At 62.5% G+C, this 21,428-nt stretch carries 17 protein-coding genes and 1 pseudogene; 14 read left to right on the top strand and 4 right to left on the bottom strand.

Translation table 11 applies throughout. The annotated features are described in order from the left end of the window. Nucleotides 1–144 precede the first annotated feature (144 nt). Nucleotides 145–2,688, bottom strand: coding sequence for an aminopeptidase N (gene pepN / locus RPE78_RS01320; protein ID WP_406721015.1), 2,544 nt, complete (start codon nt 2,686–2,688; stop codon nt 145–147). 161 nt (nt 2,689–2,849) lie between these two features. Between pepN and RPE78_RS01315 the strand changes: the two genes are divergently transcribed. Continuing rightward, entirely contained in the window at nt 2,850–5,006 is a 2,157-nt protein-coding gene (locus RPE78_RS01315; protein ID WP_406721014.1) for a malate synthase G, read from the top strand. A 193-nt stretch (nt 5,007–5,199) separates the two neighbouring features. Continuing rightward, nucleotides 5,200–5,973: a gamma-glutamyl-gamma-aminobutyrate hydrolase family protein gene (locus RPE78_RS01310; protein ID WP_339107722.1), complete on the top strand. Its 774-nt coding sequence runs from the start codon at nt 5,200–5,202 to the stop codon at nt 5,971–5,973. A 99-nt stretch (nt 5,974–6,072) separates the two neighbouring features. Here the strand turns inward: RPE78_RS01310 and RPE78_RS01305 are convergent, their stop codons facing one another. From RPE78_RS01305 to glmU, 3 genes are read right to left on the bottom strand one after another with little or no spacing between them, the layout of a single operon-like run. Further along, complete coding sequence (locus RPE78_RS01305; RefSeq protein WP_406721013.1) at nt 6,073–6,972, bottom strand: DNA alkylation repair protein; 900 nt, start codon at nt 6,970–6,972, stop codon at nt 6,073–6,075. Continuing rightward, complete coding sequence (gene glmS, locus RPE78_RS01300) at nt 6,969–8,783, bottom strand: glutamine--fructose-6-phosphate transaminase (isomerizing) (RefSeq protein WP_406721012.1); 1,815 nt, start codon at nt 8,781–8,783, stop codon at nt 6,969–6,971. Before glmS ends, RPE78_RS01305 begins: the two co-directional genes overlap by 4 nt. Nucleotides 8,784–8,787: 4 nt before the next feature. Beyond that, on the bottom strand, nt 8,788–10,149 hold the full coding sequence (gene glmU / locus RPE78_RS01295) for a bifunctional UDP-N-acetylglucosamine diphosphorylase/glucosamine-1-phosphate N-acetyltransferase GlmU (protein ID WP_406721011.1): 1,362 nt from the start codon (nt 10,147–10,149) through the stop codon (nt 8,788–8,790). Between the two features lie 139 nt (nt 10,150–10,288). On the opposite strand from glmU, the gene RPE78_RS01290 reads away from it, so the two are divergent. From RPE78_RS01290 to RPE78_RS01235, 12 genes and pseudogenes are all read left to right on the top strand, one after another. Continuing rightward, on the top strand, nt 10,289–10,969 hold the full coding sequence (locus RPE78_RS01290; RefSeq protein WP_339107718.1) for an HAD-IA family hydrolase: 681 nt from the start codon (nt 10,289–10,291) through the stop codon (nt 10,967–10,969). 76 nt (nt 10,970–11,045) lie between these two features. Further along, entirely contained in the window at nt 11,046–12,239 is a 1,194-nt protein-coding gene (locus RPE78_RS01285) for a DegT/DnrJ/EryC1/StrS family aminotransferase (RefSeq protein ID WP_406721010.1), read from the top strand. A 410-nt stretch (nt 12,240–12,649) separates the two neighbouring features. Next, a complete protein-coding gene (locus RPE78_RS01280; protein ID WP_339107716.1) occupies nt 12,650–13,015 on the top strand; it encodes an NADH-quinone oxidoreductase subunit A in 366 nt (121 codons plus the stop codon). Next, nucleotides 13,006–13,539, top strand: a complete 534-nt coding sequence (locus tag RPE78_RS01275; RefSeq protein ID WP_339107715.1) for an NADH-quinone oxidoreductase subunit B family protein — start codon at nt 13,006–13,008, stop codon at nt 13,537–13,539. Before RPE78_RS01280 ends, RPE78_RS01275 begins: the two co-directional genes overlap by 10 nt. A gap of 12 nt (nt 13,540–13,551) precedes the next feature. Beyond that, nucleotides 13,552–14,196: an NADH-quinone oxidoreductase subunit C gene (locus tag RPE78_RS01270; RefSeq protein WP_339107714.1), complete on the top strand. Its 645-nt coding sequence runs from the start codon at nt 13,552–13,554 to the stop codon at nt 14,194–14,196. 34 nt (nt 14,197–14,230) lie between these two features. Continuing rightward, nucleotides 14,231–15,469 (top strand): NADH-quinone oxidoreductase subunit D, encoded by a 1,239-nt coding sequence (locus RPE78_RS01265; RefSeq protein ID WP_406721009.1) that lies wholly within the window; start codon nt 14,231–14,233, stop codon nt 15,467–15,469. Beyond that, nucleotides 15,469–16,335: pseudogene (gene nuoE, locus RPE78_RS01260) on the top strand (NADH-quinone oxidoreductase subunit NuoE); the annotation flags it as partial. The gene RPE78_RS01265 and the pseudogene nuoE, both read left to right, overlap by 1 nt. 85 nt (nt 16,336–16,420) lie before the next feature. Further along, nucleotides 16,421–17,191 (top strand): hypothetical protein, encoded by a 771-nt coding sequence (locus RPE78_RS01255; RefSeq protein WP_339107711.1) that lies wholly within the window; start codon nt 16,421–16,423, stop codon nt 17,189–17,191. 101 nt (nt 17,192–17,292) lie between these two features. Further along, complete coding sequence (gene nuoF / locus RPE78_RS01250; RefSeq protein WP_339107710.1) at nt 17,293–18,588, top strand: NADH-quinone oxidoreductase subunit NuoF; 1,296 nt, start codon at nt 17,293–17,295, stop codon at nt 18,586–18,588. Further along, entirely contained in the window at nt 18,585–18,905 is a 321-nt protein-coding gene (locus RPE78_RS01245) for a hypothetical protein (RefSeq protein ID WP_406721008.1), read from the top strand. Before nuoF ends, RPE78_RS01245 begins: the two co-directional genes overlap by 4 nt. A 63-nt stretch (nt 18,906–18,968) precedes the next feature. Beyond that, nucleotides 18,969–21,002 (top strand): NADH-quinone oxidoreductase subunit NuoG, encoded by a 2,034-nt coding sequence (gene nuoG / locus RPE78_RS01240; RefSeq protein WP_339107708.1) that lies wholly within the window; start codon nt 18,969–18,971, stop codon nt 21,000–21,002. Nucleotides 21,003–21,014: 12 nt separating this feature from the next. Then, a complete protein-coding gene (locus tag RPE78_RS01235; protein ID WP_339107707.1) occupies nt 21,015–21,416 on the top strand; it encodes a hypothetical protein in 402 nt (133 codons plus the stop codon). Nucleotides 21,417–21,428 lie beyond the last annotated feature (12 nt).

Below are 21,428 nucleotides of genomic sequence, written 5' to 3'. Positions count from 1 at the left end.
CGCCCTTGCGGGCGCCCCCCGGGATATTTGGGGCAGCTGGAACGGGGGCGGCGGATCTTTATTGACGGGGGCTGGCCGGATTTGGGGGATAGGGGGCTGCGTGTGCGTGAACGGGAAAGGCCCGCGCGGGGCGGGCCTTTGGGGTTATCCGAGCAGGCGTTGCGACATTTCGCTAAGGTCGCGCGAGAGGCCGCGGGTTTGGGTGATGCGGGTCAGTTCCTCGCGGATCATCTGCTGGCGGGGTGCGTCATAGCGGCGCCATGTCTCGAAGCTGGTGGACATGCGGGCGGCTGTTTGCGGGTTCATCGGGTCCAGCTTGATCAGCCAGTCGGCCAGGAAGGCATAGCCAGAGCCGTCCTTCGCGTGGAAGCCCGCGTGATTGGCGGTGAGCCCGCCCACCAGCGCGCGGAAGCGGTTGGGGTTTTTCCAGTCGAAGGCGGAGTCTTGCGCCAGTTCGCGCGCGCGGGACACGGCACTTTCGGGCGGGCAGGCGGCGACTTCGACCATGAACCATTTGTCCATCACGAGGCGGTTGTCCTGCCAGCGGTTGCGGAAGGCCTGTGAGGCCTCTTGGCCTATTCCTGCGCGGATCAGGATTGAAAGCGCGCCGAAGCTTTCGGTCATATTATTCGCCTGATCGAAGAGGGCTTTGGCGCGGGTGCCGCCGTCGAGTTTGGTCAGGAGGCTCAGGCAGGCAAGGCGCAGGCCCCTTTTGCCTGCGGGCTCGGCATCGGGGGAATAGGGGCCTTTGACCTCCAGCGCGTCGTAAAGCGCCGCGAGACGGGCCTCATGCGTGGTGGCGATGGCTTTCGACAGCGTATTGCGGGCCCTATGGATCGCATCGGGGTCGGGCGTGCCACCTGCGGCGAAGATCGCCTGTGCCAATTCGTCCTCGCCCGGAAGCGCGAGACAATGGGCGATGAAGGCGGGCTCCAGCGTGTCGTCGGCCAGCAGGTTGCCGATGGCCTCCAGATAGGCGGGGGCCGGTTCCGCGCCCTTGGTCATGTCGATCAGCGTGCGTTGGGCAAGGCTGCGACCAGCTTCCCAGCGGTTGAACCCATCGGTGTCATGGGCCAGCAGGAAGGCCTGTTCTTCGGGGCTCTGCTCGCGCTGCAGCACGACGGGTGCCGAGAAATCGCGCAGGATCGAGGGCACGGGTTTTTCGGCCACATCGAAGCTGAAGCTCTGTTCTTCTTCGGTCATTTCCAGAAGCTGGGTGGACAGGACCTCGCGGCCTTGCAGGTCCAGCAGTCCCACGGCAATCGGGATATGGCGCGGGGCTTTCTCGGCCTCGCCCGGGGTGGGGGGCGTGGACTGGCGGAAGGTCAGCGTGTAGCGGCCATCGGCATAGGTGTCGGTGACCTTCAGATGCGGCGTGCCCGCCGAGGTATACCACAGCGCGAATTGCGACAGATCGCGCCCCGTCACATCCTCGAAGACCTTCAGCCAGTCCTCGATCGTGCAGGCCTGCCCGTCATGGCGGTCGAAGTAGAGATCAAGCGCACGGCGATAGCCCTCATCGCCCGCAAGCCGTTTGAGCATGCCGACGATCTCGGCGCCTTTTTCATAGACGGTGACGGTGTAGAAGTTGTTGATCTCGCGGTAGTGGTTGGGGCGCGGGGGGTGCGCCAGCGGGCCTTGGTCTTCGCGGAACTGGCGGGTGCGCAGCGTGGCGGCATCCTCGATCCGCTTGACCGGACCAAGGCGCACGTCGCGGGTAAAGCTCTGGTCGCGGAAGACGGTCAGGCCTTCCTTCAGGCACAGCTGGAACCAGTCGCGGCAGGTGATGCGGTCGCCTGTCCAATTGTGGAAATACTCATGCCCGATGACGGCCTCGATACGCATATAATCGGTATCGGTTGCGGTTTCGGGAGAGGCCAGAACCAGTTTGGAGTTGAAGATATTCAGCCCCTTATTCTCCATCGCCCCCATGTTGAAATCATCAACCGCCACAAGATTGAAAACCGAGAGGTCATATTCGCGCCCATAAGCCTCTTCATCCCAAACCATCGAGCGCACAAGGCTTTCGAGGGCGAAATCGCAGCGGTCCTCATCGCCCGGACGGACCCAGATGTTCAGATCGACCTCGAGGCCGGATTTCGTGGTGAATTTGCCCGAAGTCGCCACCAGATCGCCCGCCACCAGCGCGAAAAGATAGGCGGGTTTGGGCCAAGGGTCATCCCATTCGGCCCAACCCTGACCGGAGGCGCCCGCATTGCCATTCGACAGAAGCACCGGCAGGTCGCCTTCGATGCGCACATGGAAGCGCGCCATCACATCGGGACGGTCGGGGTAGAAGGTGATCTTGCGGAAGCCCTCGGCCTCGCATTGGGTGCAATACATGCCGTTCGACATATAAAGCCCCTCTAGCGCGGTATTGGCATTGGGCGCGATCTCGACCTCGGTCTCCAGCGTAAAGGCGCCTTCGGGCAGGGCGGCGGCATGCACCGTCAGACCCGTCTCGGTCATCAGGTAATCGGCAGGTTGCAAGGCGGTGCCGTCAATGCCCAGCGAGATCAGCTTGAGGTCTTCGCCATCCAGATGCAGCGAGGCGCCCTCGCCCTTGGGGGTCAGATGCAGCCGCGCAAGCACGCGGGTGGCGGAAGGGGCCAGCCGGAAGGTCAGATGTACCTGATCCAGATCGAACGGGTAGGGCGTATAGTCTGACAGGTAGATCGTGCCGTCCATCGGGGTGGCTCCTTTGCTTCGTCTTGTGACGTCTTTATAGGCGGCTCAGGGTAGGCCTGCGCGCGGGGAGGTTCAAGACGGGGTCATGTCTTTGTGTCACTGGACACTCCGGTGATCTCGGGTCAGGTTGTAAGCCAAATCACGAATGACGGGAGGGTGCGATGGTTGATCGGGTCGAGCGCGCAGGATTACAGGTCGCGGCAGAGCTTGCCGCCTTTATCGAAGAGCAGGCGCTTGCGGGCACGGATGTGACGCCCAAGCGGTTCTGGGCAGGTCTTGCGGTGCTGATGAGCGATTTCGCTCCGAAAAACCGCGACCTGCTGGAGGTGCGCGAGAAGATGCAGGCGCAGATCGACGCATGGCATCTGGAGCGGCGCGGCCAGCCGCATGATGGCGCGTCCTATAAGGCCTTCCTGCAAGAGATCGGCTATCTGCTGCCCGAGGGCGCGGATTTCACCGTCGAGACCCCCGCGACAGATCCGGAATTCGCGCAGATCTGCGGGCCGCAGCTGGTGGTGCCAATTATGAACGCGCGCTATGCCCTGAATGCCGCCAATGCGCGTTGGGGATCTTTGTATGATGCGTTTTACGGCACCGATGCTTTGGGCGATCTGCCCGAGGGCAAGGGTTTTGATGCTGCCCGCGGGGCGAAGGTAGTCGCCGCCGCCAAGGCGTTTCTGGATAGGACCTTCCCGCTTGTGTCGGGCAAATGGGCGGATGTCAGCAGCCTGCGGGTTGATCATGGCGGGCTGTTTGTCACCACCGATGATCTGACCGGCCTGATGAATCCTGCGCAATTTGCGGGCTATCAGGGCGCGGCAGAGGCGCCCTCGGCCATTGTGCTGAAGAATAACGGGCTGCATGTGATCGTGAAGATCGATGCCTCCCATCCCATCGGCAAAACCGATCCGGCGCATATCAGCGATGTGGTGATGGAGGCGGCTGTTTCCGCGATCATGGATTGCGAGGATTCGGTCGCCGCTGTGGATGCCGAGGATAAGGTGCTGGCCTATTCCAACTGGCTGGGGCTGATGCGCGGTGATCTGACCGAAAGCGTCGAGAAGGGGGGCAAGGCCTTCACCCGCGCGCTGAACCCCGATCTGGCCATCACCCTGCCTGAAGGGGGCGAGGCGCAGCTGAAGGGCCGCTCGATGATGCTGGTGCGCAATGTCGGCCATCTGATGACCAACCCTGCGGTGCTGGATGCTGAGGGCCGCGAGATCCCCGAGGGGCTGATGGATGCGCTGGTCACGACGCTTTGCGCCATGCCCGATCTGGCCAAGACGGAGGGGCCGCGTAACTCCGAGACGGGCTCGGTCTATGTGGTCAAGCCGAAGATGCATGGGCCTGCCGAGGTCGCTTTTGCCTGTGCGGTCTTTGACTATGTCGAAGAGGTGCTGGGCCTGCCGCGCTATACGGTGAAACTGGGGATCATGGATGAGGAACGCCGCACCTCGGTGAACCTCAAGGAATGTATCCGCGCGGCCAAACATCGCGTGGCCTTTATCAACACGGGCTTCCTTGACCGGACGGGCGACGAGATCCACACTTCGATGGAGGCCGGCCCCCTGCTGCCCAAGGGCGAGATGAAATCCCAGCCGTGGATTGCCGCCTATGAGGACCGCAATGTGGATATCGGCCTGCGCTGCGGGCTGTCGGGGCGGGCGCAGATTGGCAAGGGCATGTGGGCGATGCCCGATCTGATGGCAGCGATGCTTGAGCAGAAGGTGGGCCACCCCAAGGCGGGGGCGAATTGTGCATGGGTGCCATCGCCCACGGCGGCCACTTTGCATGCGATGCATTACCATGCGGTGGATGTTCTGGCCCGTCAGCGCGAGATTGCGGCGGAGGGGCGCCCCGAGCGGCTGGACGATCTGCTGTCGATCCCTCTGGCTGCGGGGCGCAATTTCTCGGAAGAGGAAACCACCCGCGAGATCCGTAATAACGCTCAGGGCATTCTGGGCTATGTGGTGCGCTGGGTCGATCAGGGGGTGGGCTGTTCCAAAGTGCCCGATATCCATGACGTGGGGCTGATGGAAGACCGCGCGACCTGCCGGATTTCGGCGCAGGCGCTGGCCAACTGGCTGCATCACGGGGTGGTTTCGGAAGAGGCCGTGATGCATGGGCTGCGCGAGATGGCTGTGGTGGTGGATCGCCAGAACGCCGGCGATCCGGCCTATCAGCCGATGGCGCCCGATTATAATGGCGTGGCCTTTCAGGCGGCCTGCGATCTGGTGTTTCAGGGGCGCAACCAGCCTTCGGGCTATACCGAGCCGGTCCTGCATCACCGTCGCCTGCAATATAAGGCGACCCGCTAGGTAACCGAACCGGATCTGCTTGCGGTGCGGGCAGATCCGCTTTGTCGCGCTGCATTCGCGGGCAGAATGTTACGCGACGGGCAGGCTGTGCGTATCTTTGGCAGGCTCTTCGCCGTGGCGCACATTTGTTGCGCATATGAAGCCTTTTCTTGCGAAACCTTCCCGCTTAGCTTGACCGCAAAGGAGAGCAGGCATGACCAGACCCATCGTAGGCATTATCGGCAACACCGCGCTGATCAATGATCGTTTTCCGGTGCACGAGACCGGCACCATGGTGTCCGAGGCGATTGCGGAAGTGTCTGGCTGTATCCCGATGATCATTCCGCCCGACCCTGGCTGGATGACGGTGGCCGAACTGATGGAAAGCTGTGACGGTTTCCTTCTGCCCGGCGGGCGCCCGAATGTGCACCCGTCCGAATATGGCGATGAGGAAACCGAGGCGCATGGCACTTTTGACCGCAAGCGCGATGCCATTGCACTGGAGCTTGTGCGGGCCTGTGTGGCGACGGGGCAGCCGATTTTCGGGATCTGCCGCGGCTTTCAGGAAATCGCCGTGGCGATGGGGTCCACCCTGCATCCCGAGATCCGCGAATTGCCGGGGCGGCGCAACCACCGGATGCCTGTGGATGTGTCGCTGGAGGAAGGGTTTTCCAACCGGCACAAGGTCTCGCTTGCTGCGGGGGGGCGATTTGCGCGGCTCTTCGGGGCGGAAGAGGTGGAAACCAATTCGCTGCACGGTCAGGGCATTCTGGAAGCGGGCCCGCGCATCGTGATCGAGGGGCGGGCCGATGATGGCACTGCCGAGGCGATCTATGTGAAAGACGCGCCCGGGTTTACCATGTCGGTGCAATGGCACCCCGAGCATCGGGCGGCGCAGGACCCAGTGTCGCGGCCCCTGTTCGAGGCCTTTGGTCATTCGGTGAGGTCATGGGCGATTGCGCGGCGTGGTGCGGTGAAAGTGGCCTGATCTTGGTGGCAGATGTGGAAAAGGGGGCGATCTCGCCCCCTTCTTTCATATTCGGGGAATATGAAATTCATCCCCCGAGGATATTTTCGGCAGCTGGACTCAGAGGCCGTTCTGGGCTTCGCGGCGCAGGGTGCGCGGCAGATGTTCCTGTGTGGCAAGGAAATGTTCGACGCGGGCGCGTTCGAATTTTGCCAGATCTGCCAGCCAGCGGCCGATGGCGCGCGACAGATCGACCGGCGCGCCCGGTGCCAGACGTGCGGCCAGTGTCAGCAGGTGGTCTTGTACGCGGTGGTCTTCGGGTTTGGGGTTGCGCAGCTTGGTATAGGGGCGCGTCATCAGGAAGATGGCGAGCTTCGGGCCGATCGGGCCTTGGGGCTGTTCGACCGCTTCGTCGAGGTCTTCGGAGAGGGGCTGGCCCTCATTCGCCCATGCGTCAAGCTGGCTGAGGCGCGCGAGATTGGCCTGCAGGCGTTTGGCCGCCGGCTTGCTGAGCGCGTCGATCAGGGCGAAGCAATCGGCCTCTTCGATCCAGCGGGTCAGCAGTTGCCACGCCATATCGTCGGGGCGCATGCGGGCTTGGGTCAGCAGCTTGGTGGCGGCGATGCGGGCCTCATAGATGCCCGATTGCCAAAGCTCATTGGCGAGGCTGACACGGCCTTCATTGTCCAGCGCCTCGCGCCACATGGCGGCCATATCGGTGAGGCCGGTGGCGGTTACGCCGATGACGCGGCAGCTGGTGCCGGTTTGCGCTTGCAGTTGGGCGGCGCGTTCCGCATCGGCCCATGCCTCGAGGGCATAGAGCGCATCTTCGATGCTGGGCGGTGCGAGGGTGTCTTCCGGCTCGGCCTCTTCCTCGAAGAACTCGTAATCGGCATCCGAGGCGGCATAGGCTTCGGCCTCGGCGCTGAGTTTTGCGGTTTCTTCGGGCGAGAGGCGGGTACCATCGTCCTGCAGGATTTCGGGTTTGGGGCCTTTGCGGCCCCCACGTTTGCGGCTCATTCGACGGTCACCGATTTAGCTAGGTTGCGGGGCTGGTCCACATCGGTGCCTTTAGCGATGGCGGTGTGATAGGCCAGAAGTTGCGCGGGCAGCGCATAGAGGATCGGGGCCCAGGGTTCAAGCACTTCCGGCAGCTGCAGCGTGGCCCATGTGCCCTCGGAGGCCTCGGAGAGGCCTTGGGCATCGGAGACCAGAAGCACCTTGCCGTGGCGGGCCATGACCTCTTGCATATTGGAGACGGTCTTGTCGAAAAGCCCGTCATGGGGGGCGAAGACGATCACCGGCACCGTGCGTTCGATCAGCGCGATGGGGCCGTGTTTCAGCTCGCCGCTGGCATAGCCTTCGGCGTGGATATAGCTGATTTCCTTCAGCTTCAGCGCGCCTTCCATGGCCAGCGGATACAGCGGGCCGCGCCCGAGGAAGAGGATATCCTGCGCCTCGGCCAGCTGGCCCGACAGCTCGGCAATCTTCTCGCCGATGCCGAGGCCTGCATTCATCAGGCCGGGCAGGGCGCGCAGGGCCTGCATATGGTTTCGGGCGTCTTCGGGGCTGAGATGGCCACGATCCAGACCCGCCTTCAGTGCCAGAATGCCGAGTGTCAGCAGCTGGCAGGTGAAGGCTTTGGTCGAGGCCACGCCCACTTCGACGCCCGCATGGATCGGCAGGGCGATGCCCGCCTCGCGCGCCATAGTGGAGGTGGGGACATTGACCACGGCGATGGTTTTATCGACCTTCTCGTTGCAATAGCGCAGCGCGGCCAGCGTATCGGCGGTTTCGCCCGACTGGCTGACAAACAGCGCCGTGGAGCGCGCGGGCATCGGCGGCTCGCGGTAGCGGAACTCGGAGGCGACATCAATCTCGCAGGGGATGCCCGCGAGCTTTTCAAACCAGTATTTTGCGGTCTGGCAGGCATAGAAGGCCGTGCCACAGGCCACCAGCGTCAGCCGCTCGGTGCCGGAAAAATCCACGCTTTCCGGCAGGTTGAGGCTGTCGCCCCGCAGATAATGGGCCAGCGCATCGGCCAGAACCACCGGCTGCTCGGCGATTTCCTTGGCCATGAAATGCTTGTATCCGCCCTTTTCGACGCGGGTCTGGCCCAGATCGATACGGGCCTCATCGCGATTGGCGCGGCGGCCCGCGTGGTCGAAGATCTCCGCGCCCTGACGAGTGATGAAGGCATAATCGCCCTCTTCCAGATAGGTGATGCGGTCGGTCATCGGCGACAGCGCGATGGCATCCGAGCCCACGAACATCTCGCCCTCGCCATGCCCGATCGCCAGAGGCGAGCCTTTACGCGCGGCGATCATCAGATCGTCCTCGCCGTCAAACAGCCACAGAAGGGCGAAGGCGCCCTCAAGCTTGGCCAGCGTGGCCACGGCTGCCTCGCGCGGGGGCATGCCGCGGTCCATCATCAGGCGGGTCAGCTGGGCCACGGTTTCGGTGTCGGTCTCGGTTTCGGGGGTGATGCCGGCTTGGGCCAGCTCGGCGCGCAGCTCGCGGAAATTCTCGATGATGCCGTTATGGACCACCGCCACCGGCCCCGAGCGATGGGGGTGCGCATTGGTCACCGTCGCCGCGCCGTGGGTCGCCCAGCGGGTATGGCCGATGCCGGCTTTGCCCGGCAGCGGTTCATGCACCAGAAGATCCGAGAGGTTGACCAGCTTGCCCACCGCGCGGCGGCGGTCAAGGCGGCCTTCGTTGATGGTGGCGATGCCCGCGCTGTCATAGCCGCGATATTCCAGCCGCTTGAGGCTTTCGACCAGAAGGGGGGAGACTTCATGCGTGCCAAGCACGCCGATGATTCCGCACATGGGCTCAGCCTTTCTTTTCGGATTTCACGGCGGCGCGGCGGGCTTTTTCCTCGCGCAGCATGGTCATCAGTTTGCGGGCCAGACCGGGTTTGTTGACCTGTTGGCCGCGCGCCACGGAAAGGGCGTCATCGGGCACATTCTTGGTGATCACCGACCCCGATCCGGTGAGCGCGCGCGCGCCGATGGTCACGGGGGCCACCAGCATGGTCGAGGAGCCGATAAACGCGTCTTCCCCGATCACCGTGCGATGTTTGAAGACGCCATCATAGTTGCAGGTGATGGTGCCCGCGCCGATATTGGTGCGCGCGCCGATCTCGGCATCGCCCAGATAGGTCAGATGGCCGACCTTCACCCCCTCGGCCAGCGTCGCATTCTTGACCTCGACGAAATTGCCCACATGGACATCCTCGGCCAGTTCCGCGCCGGGGCGCAGGCGGGCAAAGGGCCCGATAGTGGCCCCGCGCGAGATATGGCAGCCTTCAAGATGGCAGAAGGCTTCGATAGAGGCGCCGGATTCAACGGTGACCCCCGTGCCGAACACCACATTCGGGCCCACGGTCACATCGCGGCCCAGATAGGTGTCGAGTGCGAAATAGACGCTGTCGGGATCGGCCATGCTGACGCCGTTTTCCAGAGCGTCGTTGCGCTGGCGGGTCTGGAACAGGGCCTCGGCACGGGCCAGTTCGGCGCGGGTGTTGATGCCCAGCGTCTCGGCCTCGTCGCAGGTGACCACTTCGGCGCTCAGGCCGCGGGCACGCGCCGCGCCCACGATATCGGTCAGGTAATATTCGCCCGCCGCATTATCATTGCCCAAACCCTGCACCAGCTCGGTCAGCAGCACCGCATCACAGGCGATGACGCCGGAATTGCACAGCCGGATCGCCCGCTCGCTTTCGGAGGCGTCCTTGTATTCCACGATCCGCTCCAGCGCGGGACCCTGCGCGATCAGGCGTCCGTAACGGCCCGGATCGGCGGCCACAAAGCCCAGCACCGCAACCGCCGCATCCGAGGCGGCAAGCGCGTCCAGCGTTTCGGGGCGGATGAAGGGTGTGTCGCCATAGAGCACGATCACGCGCCCGTCGAAGCCCTCCAGCAGCGGCAGCGCCTGTGCCACAGCATGGCCGGTGCCAAGCTGCTCGGCCTGCCGGACATATTGTGCATCGGGTGCCCATTGGGCGACCGCCTTCTCCACCAGATCGGCCCCGTGGCCGGTTACGGCGATAATCCGCTCGGGCTCCAGCGCGCGTCCTGCGGCCAAAGCATGCGCGACCAGAGGCGCGCGGCCCACCTGATGCAGCACCTTCGGCAGGTCGGAATTCATGCGGGTGCCTTGCCCGGCAGCAAGGATAATCAGCGCGTTTGCCATAGCTCTGCCTTTTCTTCTGGCCTTTTCTTCTGCTCATCCCCGTTTTACCCATAGTGCAACGGGCCGCAAGGTGCCTGATCATCACGTCGTCTTTCGGCGTGTTTCAACATCGCCCCGGCTTCGGGGCAGGAAGGACTGCATGCAGACGGTTGTCTTCGATCTGGACGGCACATTGGCCGATACCTCGGCGGATCTTATCGCGGCGGCCAATGCCTGTTTCGTGGCGCGCGGCTATGCGCCGGTGCTGCATCCGCTGGACGATGCGGTGATCGCTTTTCATGGCGGGCGGGCGATGCTGCGCGAGGGGTTCGGGCGGCTGGGCCATGAGGATGTGGAGGCGGCCATCGATGCCGATTTCGACCGCCTTCTGGCCCATTACGACGCCCATATCTGCGTCCACACCACGCTGTATCCCGGTGTGGTGGCGGCGATAGAGGCGCTGCGCGAGGCGGGGTACAAAACCGCCATCTGCACCAATAAGCCCGAAGGCCTTGCTGTGAAGCTGGTGGATCAGCTTGGCATTGCGCCTCTGTTCGATGCGCTGATCGGGGCCGATACCCTGCCCACCCGCAAACCCGACCCCGCCCCCTATCTTGCGGCAGTCGAGCGGGCAGGGGGGGCTGTGGCGCAATCGGTCCTGATCGGTGATACCGAAACGGACCGGAAGACCGCTGCCGCCGTGGGGGTGCCTTGTGTGCTGGTCACTTTCGGACCCGAGGGCGAGGCTATCTTGCGTCTGGAACCCGAGGCGGCGATGGCCAGCTATACGATCCTGCCCGCCTTGGTCGCGCAGCTTCTGCCCGCGCGGCCACAGGGCTGAGGGGCGGGGCGGCGGCTGCGCGTTGTGCCGCCCGCCGATTGGTGCCGATTTTCCGCCGAACTCTGGAGCATGGCCGATGCCTGACGAGATCTTTACCAAGCCCTTCACCCAGCAGGAGCCTCTCCCCGAGGCGGCCATCGCCCGCGCCGTCGAGGTGATGCGCCACGGGCGGCTGCATCGCTATAACACCCTTCCGGGCGAATATGGCGAAGTGGCCGATCTCGAGATCGAGTTTGCCGATTTCACCGGCGCGCGCTTTGCGCTGGCGGTGGCATCGGGGGGCTATGCTCTGGGCTGCGCTTTGCGGGCGATTGGTGTGCGGCAGGGCGAGCACGTGCTGACCAATGCTTTTACGCTGGCGCCTGTGCCCGGCGCGATTGCGGCGGTGGGGGGCGTGCCGGTGCTGGTCGAGGTGACGGAAGATCTGGTGATCGATCTGGACGATCTGGAGACCAAGGCCGATCGGGCGCGGGTGCTGCTGCTGAGCCATATGCGCGGCCATATCTGCGACATGGACCGACTGATGGAGATTGCCCGCCGCCATGACCTGACGGTGATCGAGGATTGCGCCCATACGATGGGGGCGGCGTGGAAGGGGGTGCCTTCGGGGCGGCATGGGGTGATCGGCTGCTATTCGACCCAGACCTACAAGCATATGAATTCGGGCGAGGGCGGATTGCTGGTCAGTGACGATCCGCAGGTGATGGCGCGGGCGATCCTGCTGTCGGGCAGCTATATGCTTTATCCGCGCCACCGCGCTGCCCCCGCCAGCGATTATTTCGAGCAGTCGAAATATGACACGCCCAATGTCTCGGGGCGGATGGATAACCTGCGCGCGGCGATCCTGCGCCCGCAACTGGCCGATCTGCCGCAGCAGATCGCACGATGGAATCGCCTTTACCAGAGATTGGAAGCCGAGCTTGCAGGCGGGCAGGGGCTGGCCTTGGTGTCGCGTGCCGAGGGCGAATCCTATGTGGGATCGTCATTCCAGTTCCGCCTGCCCGCCTTTAGCGCCCCTATGGTTGTGGATTTTGTGACGCGCTGTCTGGCGCGCGGGGTCGAGCTGAAATGGTTCGGCGCGAAGGAGCCGATGGGTTTTACGTCACGTCATGAGAGCTGGCACTATGTTCCGCCCCAATCCCTGCCACGTAGCAATGCCATTCTGGCCGGATTGCTCGATCTGCGGCTGCCTTTGAGCTTCGATCTGGACGATGTCGCGCTGATCGCCCGTATTCTGCGCGAAGAGCTGCAAAAAACACGGGCGATATAAACCGCAAGTTGTGCATCCTTTGCCGTCTCGGGGCGGGTGATCCGGAAATGAAACACCTGCGACAAAGAATTTCGCGGGATTTCAACATGGAATTTTCCCTGTGAAACAAGCCATTTGCGGAAAATAGGGTTAATAAATGCATATTTTAGAGGAAAACATTTCGCCGTAAACGGTCGATTCACGCTTGCTCGTTAGCTCTCATGCCATATCCTGAGCGGTGAGTTGGACTGATCGGTTTGCTTCGGATCTTATTGTCGATATTCGCTTTTTCAGGGTTTCTTATCTAAAATGACTGCCCTGAAATATACGAAATAGACCCGACATCTGTTGACCCCGGAGCGACACGAGTCTATTGCTCACCGCAGCTTGAACCGGCGCGACGAAACGTCGCGAGTCTAGGGAGCCAGACAGTGCACGAATACCTGCGCGAATATCTTCCCATCCTCATCTTTCTGTGCGTTGCCATTGCCTTGGCACTATTGCTTCTGGGGGCAGCCGCGATCATTGCGATCCGCAATCCTGACCCGGAAAAGGTCTCGGCCTATGAATGTGGTTTCAACGCATTCGATGACGCGCGGATGAAATTCGACGTGCGCTTCTATCTCGTGTCGATCCTTTTCATCATCTTCGACCTCGAAGTGGCCTTCCTGTTCCCGTGGGCGGTGGCGTTCCAGGATATCTCTATGACCAGTTTCTGGGCCATGATGGTGTTCCTTGGCGTGCTGACCGTGGGCTTTGCCTATGAATGGAAGAAAGGGGCGTTGGAATGGGCGTGATGACCTCTGCCAATACCGCTGCTGTGGACAAAGAGTTCGCGACGCAGGCCATCAACAAAGAGTTGCAGGACAAAGGCTTCCTGCTGACCTCGACCGAGGATGTGATCAACTGGGCGCGCAATGGCTCGCTGCACTGGATGACCTTCGGTCTTGCCTGCTGCGCCGTGGAGATGATGCAGGCTTCCATGCCGCGCTATGACGTCGAACGGTTCGGCATGGCGCCGCGGGCCTCGCCGCGCCAGTCGGACCTGATGATCGTGGCCGGCACGCTGACCAACAAGATGGCCCCCGCGCTGCGCAAGGTCTATGACCAGATGCCCGAGCCGCGCTATGTGATTTCGATGGGGTCCTGCGCCAATGGCGGTGGCTATTACCACTACAGCTATTCGGTTGTGCGTGGCTGCGACCGCATCGTTCCGGTCGATATCTATGTGCCGGGCTGCCCGCCCACCGCAGAGGCGCTGCTTTACGGTCTGCTGCAGCTGCAACGCAAAATCCGCCGTACCGGCACGCTGGTTCGCTAAGGAGGGCAGGCTATGACCGATGATCTGCAAACCGACGCCCGTCAGGACGCCCGCCTTGATGCGCTGGCCGAGCTGGCCGCCCATATCGAGGCCCGTCGCCCCGATGACGTGATTTCCACCGAGATCGCCTTTGGCGAGCTGACGGTGAACGTGACCCTTTCGGGGATCGAGGATTTCGTGGCCTTCCTCAAGGAAGACCCGAACTGCATGTTCTCCTCGCTGACCGATATCACGGCGGTCGACCACCCCGAGCGCGCGAAGCGCTTCGATATGGTCTGGCAATTCCTGTCGATGTATCGCAACCAGCGCATCCGCGTGAAGGCCGAGGTCCGCATCGACGAGATGGTGCCCTCGATCACCGAGGTGCATAAATGCGCCAACTGGTTCGAGCGCGAGGTCTTCGACATGTTCGGCGTGCTGTTCTCGGGCCATCCCGACCTGCGCCGTCTGCTGACCGATTACGGCTTCCGTGGCCACCCGCTGCGCAAGGACTTCCCGACCACCGGCTATGTCGAGGTGCGTTGGGACGAGGTGCAGAAACGCGTGGTCTACGAGCCCGTCAAACTGGTGCAGGAATTCCGCCAGTTCGACTTCCTCAGCCCGTGGGAAGGGGCGAAATACATCCTTCCGGGCGACGAGAAGGCGGGGGCGAAGTGATGCACATCAAGACTTTTGCGATGGAGATGGGCGCATGATGGACGGCGATATCCGGCAGAACCATTATGACGACGGCACGCAGGACGCCCTGACCGGCGAACAGCGCATCCGCAACTTCAACCTCAACTTCGGGCCCCAGCACCCCGCAGCGCACGGCGTTTTGCGGATGGTGGTCGAGCTTGACGGCGAGATCGTGGAACGCGTTGACCCGCATATCGGCCTCTTGCATCGCGGCACCGAGAAGCTGATGGAAAGCCGCACCTATCTGCAGAACCTGCCCTATTTCGACCGGCTCGATTATGTCGCGCCGATGAATCAGGAACACGCATGGTGTCTGGCGATCGAAAAACTGACGGGGACCGAGGTGCCGCGTCGCGCCTCGCTGATCCGCGTTTTGTTCTGCGAGATCGGGCGTGTGCTGAACCACCTGCTGAACGTGACGACCCAAGCTATGGACGTGGGCGCGCTGACGCCGCCGCTCTGGGGCTTCGAGGAACGCGAGAAGCTGATGATCTTCTACGAGCGGGCCTGTGGCGCGCGTCTGCACTCGGCCTATTTCCGTCCGGGTGGGGTGCATCAGGACCTGCCGCCCGAGCTGATCGAGGATATCGACATCTGGGCCAAGGAATTTCCGGCCAAGCTCGACGATATCGACACGCTGATCACCGAAAACCGCGTGTTCAAGCAGCGTAACGTGGATATCGCCATCATCACCGAACAGGACATCCTCGACTGGAGCTATTCCGGCGTGATGGTCCGTGGCTCGGGGCTTGCATGGGATCTGCGTCGCAGCCAGCCCTATGAATGCTATGACGAATTCGATTTCGACGTGGCCGTGGGCAAGAATGGCGACTGCTATGACCGCTATCTGGTTCGTATGGCCGAGATGCGCGAATCGGTGAAGATCATCCGTCAGGCGCTGGACAAACTGCGCGTGGAAAAGGGTGATGTTCTGGCCCGTGGCAAGATCACGCCCCCCAAACGCGGCGATATGAAAACCTCGATGGAGAGCCTGATCCACCATTTCAAGCTTTACACCGAAGGGTTCAAGGTTCCGGCAGGCGAGGTCTATGCCGCCGTCGAGGCGCCCAAGGGCGAATTCGGCGTGTTCCTCAAATCCGATGGCACCAATAAACCCTACCGCGCTAAGATCCGCGCGCCGGGGTATCTGCACCTGCAATCCATGGACTATGTCGGCAAGGGCCATATGCTCGCCGATCTGGCCGCAATCATCGGCACGATGGATATCGTGTTCGGGGAGGTCGACCGCTAATGCTTCGCCGTCTACATCACGAACAGCCCGAGAGCTTCGAGTTCACGCCCGCCAACCATGAATGGGCGCTGGCGCAGATGACCAAATATCCGGTCGGGCGTCAGGCCTCGGCCATTATTCCGCTTCTGTTCCGCGCGCAGGAACAGGAGGGCTGGCTGAGCCGTCCGGCGATCGAATATGTCGCGGATATGCTGGAAATGCCCTATATGCGGGCGCTTGAGGTTGCGACCTTCTACTTCATGTTCCATCTGGCCCCTGTTGGGTCGGTGGCGCATATCCAGATCTGTGGCACCACGTCCTGCATGATCTGCGGGTCGGAAGACCTGATGAAGGTCTGCAAGGAAAAGATCGCGCCCAACCCGCATGAGCTGTCGGCAGATGGCACCCTATCTTGGGAAGAGGTCGAATGCCTTGGTGCTTGTGCCAATGCGCCGATGGCCCAGATTGGCCGCGACTACTATGAAGACCTCTCGGAAGAGAGCATGTCGACCCTGATCGACCAGCTGAAAGCGGGCGAGCGTCCGGCTCCGGGGTCGCGCATCGGGCGCTTCTCGTCGGAACCGAAGACCGGCCCAAATGCCTGTGTCGATGTGCCGGGCGATAAGGAAGCCCATAACGCGACCACTTCGATCGCGCTGCAATATGGCACCTATATCAAGAAAATCGATGGCACCGAAGTGCCGCTGACCGCGCCGTGGCAGGCGACGGGCCAGATTGGCCCTGTGGGCCTGATGGGCACCCAGCCGCGTCCGAAAACCGCCGCTCAGCAGGCGGCTGCCCGTGCTCCGCGCCCCGCACAGGGCGTGCCTGCAAGCACCCACGGCATCACCGAGCAGGACGCCGAGGCCGATTCCAAAGGGAAGCCGACCGAAGAGTCCAAGCCGCTTTAATTCACGCCCCGTGCCCCGTTAGGGGCATGGACCTCTCCGCAGCCCGAAAGGCCTGACCCGCATGATGAACGAAATGAAGAGCCAAGCGCAGAAAACAGTGACCCTCTGGGGTGCTGTTCTGGGTGTTATCGTCTTCTTGTTCACTCTTAGCTCGGGTTTTCTTGCGGCACTGTTTTTGGGGATCGTGGCAGGGGCGCTGTTTCGCGGGGTTCTGAAATGGGCCTTCATGGACGGGACACTGGATCTGCAGGAGGCCGAAATCGAGGTGGGCAAAGCGGCGCGTGCCGTCCCGCCGATGCATTCGGTCAATCATGACGCTGTGGTGGCCTATACGCATAAAAGCGAGCCTGCCGCCGAGTTGAGCGAAAAGCTGGCCGACGGTCTGGACGCGGCAGAATCGCAGGCCAAGGTGCATATGGACAAGGTCGATATCATCGCGGCCACGGCGGAAAGCCGGATCCGTCACCAGAAGGACCAGCCCGGCTGGGTCGATCCGGACGAGGAGGATGCCGAAGAGGCGGATCCCGCCGAGGGGGCCGCAGATCCGGGCGAGGCGCCGCAAGGGATTGCCGCACCGCGGAACGGGCAGGGCGACGACCTCAAACTGATCGAGGGGATCGGCCCGAAACTGGAAGAGCGCTTGAACAGCTGGGGTATCTGGCATTACGACCAGATCGCGGCTTGGGGGCCTGCACAGGTGGCTTATGCCGATGCCAATGTGCCGCGCTTCAAGGGACGCTGCACGCGGGATAAATGGGTCGCACAGGCTAAGCTGATTGTGGAGGAAGGCAAAGAGGCCTTTCTTGCACGCGCGAAGACGAATGATTACTGAGCGTTAGCTCGATTACAATACCGCGCTGGTCGGAACGGCGCATCTGCCGCCGGAACTCCGGTAACAGCCGGCCAAAGGGCCAGGGAAGTGAGGAAAGTGACATGCTGAAAGATCAGGATCGGATCTTTACCAACCTCTACGGGATGTATGACCAGTCGCTGGCTGGCGCGATGAAACGCGGGCATTGGGATAATACCGCCGGTCTTCTGGCCAATGGGCGCGACTGGATCGTGGACCAGATCAAGGCGTCGGGGCTGCGTGGCCGTGGCGGTGCAGGTTTCCCGACCGGTCTGAAATGGTCCTTCATGCCGAAGGAAACCGATGGCCGTCCGTCCTTCCTTGTGATCAATGCCGATGAATCCGAGCCCGCGACCTGTAAGGACCGCGAGATCATGCGCCACGACCCGCATTGTCTGGTCGAAGGGGCGCTGGTTGCCGGTTATGCGATGGGCGCGCGCGCGGCCTATATCTACCAGCGCGGCGAATATACCCGCGAGAAAGAGGCGCTGCAGCGCGCGATCGACGAGGCCTATGACGCGGGCTTCCTTGGCCCGAATGCCTGCGGCTCGGGCTATCAGTTCGATGTCTTCCTGCATCACGGGGCCGGTGCCTATATCTGCGGCGAGGAAACCGCGCTTCTGGAAAGCCTCGAAGGCAAGAAGGGCATGCCCCGCATGAAGCCGCCATTCCCCGCAGGCGCGGGCCTTTATGGCTGCCCGACCACGGTGAATAACGTTGAATCCATCTCGGTGACGCCCACGATCCTGCGTCGCGGGCCGGAGTGGTTTGCAAGCTTTGGCCGCCCCAACAACGTGGGCGTGAAGCTGTTCGGCTTCTCGGGCCATGTGAACACGCCCTGCGTTGTCGAAGAGACGTTGGGCCTGTCGATGCGCGAGATGATCGAGAAACATGGCGGCGGTGTCCGTGGTGGCTGGAAAAACCTCAAAGCGGTTATTCCGGGCGGCGCATCCTGCCCGATCCTGCCCGCCTCGATGTGCGAAGACGCGATCATGGATTTTGACGGGATGCGCGACAAGAAATCGGTCTTCGGCACGGGCTGCATGATCGTGATGGACCAGAACACCGATGTCATCAAAGCGGTGGCGCGCCTGTCGAAATTCTTCCATCACGAAAGCTGCGGCCAATGCACGCCCTGCCGTGAAGGCACGGGCTGGATGAGCCGCCTGATGGACCGTCTGGTGACCGGCGATGCCGAGATCGAAGAGATCGACATGCTGCAATCGGTCACCAAACAGGTCGAAGGCCACACCATCTGCGCCCTTGGCGACGCGGCGGCTTGGCCGATCCAGGGCCTAATCCGTAACTTCCGTGAAGAGATCGAAGACCGGATCAAGGCCCGTAAGACCGGTCGCATGGGGGCGTTTGCGGCAGAATGACCCTGAGCTTCCCTCATATCGCCCGCGGGGCTGTCCTTGCCGGTGCGCTTCTGGCGCTTGCGGCATGTGGCGACAAGCCTCTTGACGGTCCGGATGCACTGGTGGATGGCGCGGCGCGTGCGGTGCCTGCGGGGTACCAGATCGCGCAATCGCCTTCGGGGCTGATCGTCATGCGCGACGGGACGCCCTTCGCCGCCGATGAGGGGGCCGAGGCCAAGAAAGTCCTCAGCCGCTGGTGTGGCGCGCAGGGGGTCAATTCGGGGCTGGATGACAGTTTCAGCAACGGAACCTGGGTCTTTCCGGGGGGCTGTAAATGATGGCCCTTCGCACAGATATCACCGCGCGGATTGCCGCGCCCGAGCATACTGACGGATTGTGACATGGCAGACCTCAGAAAAATCAATATTGATGGCACCGATTACGAGGTGGATGGCAGCCTGACGCTTCTGCAGGCCTGCGAGGAAGCCGGTATCGAGGTTCCGCGTTTCTGCTATCACGAGCGTCTGTCGATTGCGGGCAACTGCCGGATGTGTCTGGTGGAAGTCGTGGGCGGCCCGCCCAAACCCACGGCCTCCTGCGCGATGCAGGTCAAGGATCTGCGCCCCGGGCCGGAAGGCCAGCCGCCGGTCATGAAGACCAAATCGCCGATGGTGAAGAAGGCGCGCGAGGGTGTGATGGAGTTCCTCCTGATCAACCACCCGCTCGACTGCCCGATCTGTGACCAGGGCGGCGAATGCGACCTTCAGGATCAGGCTGTGGCTTACGGCGTCGATTTCTCGCGCTATCGCGAGCCCAAGCGTTCGGCCACCGAGCTGAACCTCGGCCCGCTGGTCGAAACCCATATGACGCGCTGCATCTCCTGCACCCGCTGCGTGCGCTTCACGACGGAAGTCGCGGGCATCACCCAGATGGGGCAGACCGGACGCGGTGAGGATAGCGAGATTTCCTCCTATCTGGACCAGACGCTCGACAGCAATCTTCAGGGCAATATCGTCGATCTTTGCCCCGTTGGCGCGCTGGTGTCGAAGCCCTATGCCTTTACCGCCCGCCCGTGGGAGCTGACCAAGACCGAATCCATCGACGTGATGGATGCGCTTGGGTCGAACATCCGCGTGGATACCAAAGGCCGTCAGGTCATGCGGATCCTGCCGCGCAATAATGACGCGGTGAACGAGGAGTGGCTGGGCGACAAGTCGCGCTATATCTGGGACGGGCTGAAACGCCAGCGTCTGGACAAGCCCTATATCCGCAAGGATGGCAAGCTGACCCCCGTCAGCTGGCCCGAGGCTCTGGAAGCGGCCGCAGCGGCGATCAAGGGCAAGAAGGTTGCGGGCCTCGTTGGCGATCTGGCCTCGACCGAAGCGGCCTTCGCGTTGAAACAGTTGATCGAGGCGCAGGGTGGTAAGGTGGAATGCCGCACCGATGGCGCGCGTCTGCCGGTTGGCAATCGCTCGGCCTATGTGGGCAATGCGACCATCGCCGATATCGACAATGCCAAGATGATCCAGCTGATCGGGACCAATCCGCGCGTCGAAGCGCCGGTGCTGAATGCGCGTCTGCGCAAGGCATGGCTGAATGGGGCGAAGATCGGTCTGGTCGGTGAGGCTGTCGATCTGACCTATGACTATGCCCATGTCGGCACCGATCGCGCGGCGCTGGAAAGCCTGTCCTCGCGCGAGATCTCGGACGAGACCAAAGAGAAACCCAGCCTTGTGATCGTGGGGCAGGGGGCGCTTTCCGAGGCGGATGGCGAGGCAGTTCTGGCCCATGCGATGAAGCTTGCGGAAAACAGCAATTCGAAGCTTCTGGTTCTGCATACGGCGGCTGGCCGTGTGGGGGCGATGGATGTGGGCGCTGTCACTATGGGCGGTCTGCCGGTGGCGATCGAGGGTGCAGAGGTGATCTATAACCTCGGTGCCGATGAGGTCGAGATCGCGCCGCGTTCTGAAGGTGGCCCGCTGGTCATCTATCAGGGCAGCCACGGCGATCGCGGTGCGAACCGCGCCGATATCATCCTGCCAAGCGCCTGCTACACCGAGGAAAACGGTCTGTTCGTCAATACCGAGGGCCGTCCGCAGCTTGCCTTCCGCGCCGCTTACCCGCCGGGTGAGGCGAAGGAAAACTGGGCGATCCTGCGTGCGCTTTCCGCCGAGCTGGGCGCGAAACAGGGCTGGGATACGCTGGCCGGTCTGCGCCGTGCGATGGTGGCTGCCGTGCCGCATCTCGCACGCGTGGACGAGGTTGTCGAAAGCGACTGGACACCGGTCGAGATCCGCGACATGGGCAAGGCGACCTTCCGTGCCCCCTTCCGCGACTATTATCTGACCAACCCCATTGCACGGGCTTCGGTGCTGATGGCGGAGCTTTCCGCCGGTGCCAAGGAACGTGCGAAATCCCAACTGGCCGCTGAATAAGGACCCCGCCCGATGCGCCCCAGCCTTTGCCAGATCGCGCTTGCCACAACCGGCCTTTTGGTCGGTCTGTCGGCCTGTGCCTCGGCAAAAGGGACGTATCGGGACGTGACCTACCAGCCGGTTGAAACCCGCCTGCTACAGGATGATCTGGTCGAATTCAGGGCATCCGTGGGCGGTAAGGGGGCAACCGCCGAGGCGGCAACCGATTTCGCGGCCTGCGCTGCGGCACAATATTCCCTGATCAGGGGCTTCGGGTTCGCGCGGCATATCCGCACGACCCTTGACGACAAGGACGGTCTCTGGCGGGCAGATGCCGTTTACACAATTTCACCCGCATTGCCGCGGGGTCTGCGCACCATCGATGCCGAAGTGACGGTATCCGATTGCGCTGATCGTGGCATCCCGACGGTTTAAGAGAAGGCGATC

It is taken from the genome of Thioclava litoralis (assembly GCF_045278885.1).
In the GTDB taxonomy this organism is placed as follows: Bacteria; Pseudomonadota; Alphaproteobacteria; order Rhodobacterales; family Rhodobacteraceae; genus Thioclava; species Thioclava litoralis.
The sequence above is the reverse complement of the archived record's forward strand: the minus strand, read 5'-3'. Positions and strand labels throughout refer to the sequence as shown.